This is a genomic window from Microbacterium sp. K41, from assembly GCF_004794395.1.
GTDB lineage: Bacteria > Actinomycetota > Actinomycetes > Actinomycetales > Microbacteriaceae > Microbacterium > Microbacterium sufflavum.
On record NZ_SSDO01000132.1, the window covers coordinates 1 to 5,940 of the forward strand.

4 protein-coding genes are annotated in these 5,940 nt (G+C 72.4%); 3 read left to right on the forward strand and 1 reads right to left on the reverse strand.

Annotation, left to right across the window (positions count from 1 at the left end):
- Window positions 1-185, forward strand: a 185-nt coding sequence (locus DW309_RS02965; RefSeq protein ID WP_136044517.1) for a hypothetical protein, incomplete at its 5' end; no start/stop codon positions are given.
- 16 nt (window positions 186-201) lie between these two features.
- Entirely contained in the window at window positions 202-1,950 is a 1,749-nt protein-coding gene (gene treZ / locus DW309_RS02970) for a malto-oligosyltrehalose trehalohydrolase (protein WP_168387154.1), read from the forward strand.
- Window positions 1,951-1,972: 22 nt separating this feature from the next.
- Here the strand turns inward: treZ and DW309_RS02975 are convergent, their stop codons facing one another.
- Window positions 1,973-3,400: a CCA tRNA nucleotidyltransferase gene (locus DW309_RS02975; protein ID WP_136035276.1), complete on the reverse strand. Its 1,428-nt coding sequence runs from the start codon at window positions 3,398-3,400 to the stop codon at window positions 1,973-1,975.
- Window positions 3,401-3,531: 131 nt separating this feature from the next.
- Here DW309_RS02975 and DW309_RS02980 point away from each other — a divergent pair.
- The coding region (locus tag DW309_RS02980; RefSeq protein ID WP_136044519.1) for a purple acid phosphatase family protein at window positions 3,532-5,940 on the forward strand (2,409 nt) is incomplete at its 3' end.

The following is a 5,940-nucleotide window of genomic DNA, read 5'->3' on the forward strand; positions in this document are numbered from 1 at the left end:
CAGCCGCCGCGACGCGGTTGCCCGTGGGCCTTGCGCGGCGCGGCGGCTGGGGCGACACCGTGATGATGCGGCCGGACATCCCCGGGACCGACCTGCTGACCGGGCGCCGCATCGCCCCGGGCCCCGTGCGGCTGGCCGAGCTGCTGGACACGTATCCCGTGGCGCTGATCGAGCTCGCGCGGTGAGGGGAACACGGTCGTGATGGAGGTGTGGGCTCCGCGGGCACGGCGGATGCGGCTGCGGCGGCTCGCGGCCGACGGCACCGCGACCGACACGGAGCTCACGGCTGCGGCCGACGGCTGGTGGCGGGGCGACGGCATCCTGGCGGACGGCGAGCGCTACGGCTTCCTGATCGACGACGACGAGCACCTGCGCCCCGACCCCCGGTCGCGGCGGCAGCCGGACGGCGTGCACGAGGCCTCGGCCGCGTTCGACCCCGCCGCGTTCGCGTGGACCGACAGCGACTGGACCGGAAGGCAGCTCGCGGGCGGGCTGATCTACGAGCTGCACCTGGGCACGTTCACACCCGAAGGCACGCTCGACGCGGCGGTCGCCCGGCTGGACCATCTGGTGGAGCTCGGCGTGACCCACGTCGAGCTGCTGCCCGTGAACGCCGTCAACGGGCGGTGGAACTGGGGCTACGACGGCGTGCTCTGGTTCGCGGTGCACGAGGAGTACGGCGGCCCGGCGGCGTATCAGCGCTTCGTGGACGCGGCGCACGCCCGGGGCCTCGCCGTGGTGCAGGACGTCGTGTACAACCACCTCGGCCCGAGCGGCAACTACCTGCCCCTGTTCGGTCCGTACCTGCGTGAGGGCGACAGCACCACGTGGGGCGACTCGGTCGACCTCGACGAGCCGGCCGTGCGGGCGTACATCATCGACAACGCCCTGATGTGGCTGCGCGACTTCCACGTCGACGGCCTGCGGCTCGACGCCGTGCACGCCCTGCACGACACCCGGCCCGTGCATCTGCTGCGCGAGCTGTCGGAGCGGGTCGACGCGCTGTCGGCGCAGCAGAACCGTCCGCTCACGCTGATCGCCGAGTCCGACCTCAACGACCCGACGCTGATCCTGCCGCGCGAGGCCGGAGGGTACGGGCTCACGGCGCAGTGGTCGGACGACTGGCACCACGCGGTGCACGTCGCGCTCACCGGCGAGACCACGGGCTACTACGAGGACTTCGCATCGCCGGAGGCCGTGGCGAAGGTCACCGACCGGGGCTTCTTCCACGACGGCACGTTCTCCACGTTCCGCGACCGCCCGCACGGAGCACCGATCCCGCCCGAGGTCCCGTCGTGGCGGCTGGTGACCTTCGCGCAGGATCACGACCAGGTCGGGAACAGGGCGGCGGGCGACCGGCTCTCCGCCACGCTCTCGCCCGATCGCCTCGCGGTCGCCGCGGTGCTCACGCTCACGGCCCCGGGCACGCCCATGCTGTTCATGGGCGAGGAGTGGGGGGCGAGCACGCCCTGGCAGTTCTTCACGTCGCACCCGGAGCCGGAGCTGGGCCGCGCGGTCGCGGAGGGCCGCACGGCCGAGTTCGCGCGCATGGGGTGGGATCCGGCGGCGGTGCCCGACCCGCAGGACCCCGACACCTTCGCCCGCTCGCACCTGGACTGGGCGGAGGTCGAGCGACCGGAGCACACGCGACTGCTGCGTCTGTACCGCGACCTCGCGCGACTGCGCCGGGAGCGGCCGGAGCTGACGGAGCCCGACACGACGCACGCGAGGGTCGAGGTGCGCGCCACCGACGGCCGCCCGGAGCATCGCGTGTACCGCATCGACCGGGGGGCGCTGTCGGTGCTGGTGAACCTCTCCCCCGCCCGGGCGGTCTTCGCGGTCGCGGACGAGGCGGTGGAGCTCGTGTCGACCGGAGCCCACACGCGCGCGGACGGCCTGCTCACGCTGCCGCCGGACAGCGCCGCAGTCGTGGGTCCGCCGTTGCACTGAGCCCCGCACGGGGAGGGGGCGGTCAGCCGCGGGCGGCCCACCATTCGCGCAGGCGCTGCTCGGCGACCTCCGGCCCGAGCACGCCCTCGTCGAGGCGCAGGTCGAGCAGGAACTTGTACGCCTCGCCCACCTCGCGGCCCGGGCGGATGCCCAGCACCTCCTGGATGCGGTTGCCGTCGAGCTCCGGGCGGATCGCGTCGAGCTCCTCCTGCTCGCGCAGCGCCGAGATGCGCGACTCGATGTCGTCGTAGGCCGCGGAGAGCCGGGCGGCCTTGCGCTTGTTGCGCGTGGTCACGTCGGCCCTGGTGAGGATGTGGAGGCGCTCCAGCAGGTCGCCCGCGTCGCGCACGTACCGGCGCACGGCCGCGTCCGTCCAGGTGCCCTCCGCGTAGCCGAAGAACCGCAGGTGCAGCTCGATCAGGGCGGCGACGGCATCGGTCGTGGCGGTGTCGAAGCGCAGGGCCTGCAGGCGCTTGCGGGCCATGCGCGCGCCGACCACGTCGTGGTGGTGGAAGGTCACGGCCCCGCCCGGTTCGAGCTTGCGGGTGCGCGGCTTGCCGATGTCGTGCAGGAGGGCGGCGATGCGCAGCGGCACGTCGGGCGCGGCGCCGGGGTGCCGGGAGTGCTCCAGCGCGATCGCCTGGCGCAGCACCGTGAGCGAGTGCTCGTACACGTCCTTGTGGTGGTGGTGCTCGTCGACCTCGAGGCGCAGCTCGCTGACCTCGGGCAGGAACTCCTCGATGAGGCCGGTGTCGACCAGCACGCGGATGCCGCGCACCGGGTCGTCGGTCTGCATCAGCCGCACGAGCTCGGACTGGATGCGCTCGGGGCTGACGATCGCCAGGGTCTCGCGGAGCTCGGTGATCGCGGCGGCGGTGTCGTCGTCGACGCGGAAGCCGAGCTGGGCGCTGAAGCGGGCGGCCCGCAGCATGCGCAACGGGTCGTCGCCGAACGACACCCGCGGGTCGGCGGGCGTGCGGAGGACCCCGGCCACCAGATCCTCCACGCCTCCGGTCGGGTCGATCAGCTTCACCGCCGGCACCTGGAGGGCCATCGCGTTCACGGTGAAGTCGCGCCGCACGAGGTCGCCGTCGATCGTGTCGCCGAACTCGACCGTGGGCTTTCGGGTGACCCCGTCGTAGCTGTCGGCGCGGTACGTCGTGATCTCGACCTGCTCGCCCCGCACGCGCGCGCCGATCGTTCCGAACGCGCGACCGATGTCCCAGTGCGCCGAGGCCACGGGCTTCACGATCGCGAGGATCTGGTCGGGCGAGGCGTTCGTGGTGAAGTCGAGGTCGTGCGTCTCCCGGCCGAGCAGGGCGTCGCGCACCGGTCCGCCCACGACGGCGAGCTCGAACCCGGCCTCGGCGAACGCCTGCGCGAGGGTGCGGACGACGGGATTCTCGGCGAGCGCGCCGAGACGGGCGAGGCCGTCGGCCATGTTGAGCATGGGTTCCAGCGTACCGGGGCGCCCGCGTTCACCTCCCCGTCGTCTCGGCGTCAGGTGACGGTCATCCGGCTTCGATGGGCTGGACGGGCCCCGTGCGGCTGAGCACGGAACCCCACCCACGAAGGACTGACATGACCTCCCCCACCCCTGCGGTGCGGTGGCGGCGTCGCGGACTCACGTCCGTCGCGCTGCTCGCCGTGCTCGGCGGCGCCGTCGTCGCTCCCGCGGCCCTCGCCGCACCCGACCCCGAGGTGCCCACCGGCTCGCTCATCACCGGCGACACCGCCTGGCACTATCTCGACGACGGCACCGACCCGTCGCCCGCCCCGGCCGCCCTGCGCGACTGGACCCTGCCCGCCTTCGACGACAGCGCCTGGAAGACCGCTCCGGGCAGCTTCGGCGCGAAGAACGGCAAGCTCGGCGCTGTCGGACCGCAGACGCCGAAGACGCTCCTGAACCACTACCTCGACGGGGTGAAGGCGCCCGCGGTCCCGACGTACTTCTTCCGCACCACGTTCGAGCTCGAGGCCGGCGTCGCCGAGCAGGTCGCAGCCCTGCAGAGCACCGTCACCTACGACGACGCGCTCGTCGTGTGGATCAACGGCACGGAGGTCGCGCGCTACGTCGACGGCCGCATCACCGACACCACCAACGTCGAGTACGCGGGCGACTCCAACGGCGACCCGCTCACCAGCACGTTCAGCGCCGAGGGCGCACTGCTGCACGACGGCACCAACACCATCGCGGTGTCGCTGTTCCAGGACCGCGCCACCAGCTCCGACATCTACTTCGACATGTCGTCGCTCACGCTCGTGCCCGCGTCCGACCCCGGCACCCCGGTGATCGCCCCGCCCACGCGCGTGATCCTCACCCCGACCGAGCGGCCCGAGGTGTCGCAGTCGTTCTCGTGGCTCGCGGGTGACGCCTCGCACACGGTCGGACAGGTCGAGATCGGCGCGGCGGCCGGCGGTGAGACGCGCGTCGTCGACGCGTACGACGCGGGGGTCGTGAACGGCAACCCGAACAAGCACTTCTCGGCCACCGTGACCGGACTCACCCCGGCGACGGAGTACCGCTACCGCGTGGGTCTCCCCGGCAGCTGGAGCGACTGGTTCACCTTCCGCACGGCCGACCCGAACGCCACCGACTTCCAGTTCCTGTACTACGGCGACGCCCAGATCGGTCTGGACACCACGTGGCCGAGCGTCGTGAAGCAGGCCGAGGCGAACGCACCGCGCTCCATCGGCTCCGTGCACGCGGGCGACCTGATCAACACGTCGAGCAACGAGAACGAGTGGCTCAACTGGTTCAAGGGCATGGAGGACTCGGCCGTCCGCACCAACGTGATGGCGGCCCCCGGCAACCACGAGTACTCCGGCGACAAGCTGCTCACGGCGTGGAAGGCCGCCTTCGAGTACCCGCACAACAACCCCTCGATGAGCTCGATCGGCGCCCTGGCCGACCTCGCGAAGGGCGACTCCCCCGTGGCGCAGCAGTACCGCGCGTTCTTCGAGCACTGGAGCGCGTTCGCCGCGGAGACCGCGTACTACACCGACTACCAGGGCGTGCGCTTCATCACGCTGAACGCGACGCGCGACACGACCTTCCTCACCCCGGCCGGCCTCCCGTCGTGCTCGGGCGCGGACTGCCCGTCGTCGCAGATCGGCACGCTGTGGACGCGGTTCCAGGCGGCGTGGCTCGACCTGCTGCTGCAGAACAGCCCCTCGAAGTGGAACGTCGTGACCTTCCACCAGCCGGTGTTCTCGGCGTCGGCCGGCCGTGACGAGCCGGTGCTGCGTGCCGAGTGGCTGCCCGTGTTCCAGCGCAACGACATCGACCTGGTGCTGATGGGCCACGACCACACGTACGCCCGCGGTTACGTGAACACCGACGCGACCGACACCCCCGGCCTCACCACGGGCCCCGTGTACGTGGTATCGAACTCGGGCGCGAAGCACTACGACCTGGAGACCCCGGAGAAGAACGTCTGGACCAACAACGGCGCCACCCAGGTGCTGCGCGGCGAGGGCGTGACCACGTACCAGGTGATCGACGTGTCGAAGAACCAGCTCGTGTACCGGTCGTACCTGGCGGAGAAGACGGCGTCCGCGTCGACCGACCTGCCCGTGGGAGCCGTGTACGACACGTTCACGGTGACGAAGTCCGACGCGGGCGAGAAGTGGGTGACCGAGGCCGGGGTCACTCCCCCGGTGACCGAGGAGCCGGAGCCCGAGCAGCCCGCGTCCGTCGACCTGGGCGCGACCACGGTCGCGGCGGGCGGCACGGTCACGGTCTCGGGCAGCGGCTTCGCGGCGGGTGCCGAGCTGCAGCTGGAGCTCCGCAGCGACCCGGTGTCGCTGGGCACGGTGACGGCCGCGGCCGACGGGTCGTTCTCCCGCACCGTCACGATCCCCGCGGCCACCCCGGCCGGTGCGCACACGCTCGCCGTGATCCTGCCGGACGGCACCGAGGTCACGGCCGCGCTCACCGTGACCGCGGCCGCGGGCGGCGGGGCGACCACTCCGGGCCAGGGCGGCTCG

Bases quoted from the DNA above. Each gene is read 5' to 3' on its own strand.
- treZ (WP_168387154.1), top strand. From the start codon at position 202: ATGGAGGTGTGGGCTCCGCGGGCACGGCGGATGCGGCTGCGGCGGCTC.
- DW309_RS02975 (WP_136035276.1), bottom strand. From the start codon at position 3,400: ATGCTCAACATGGCCGACGGCCTCGCCCGTCTCGGCGCGCTCGCCGAG.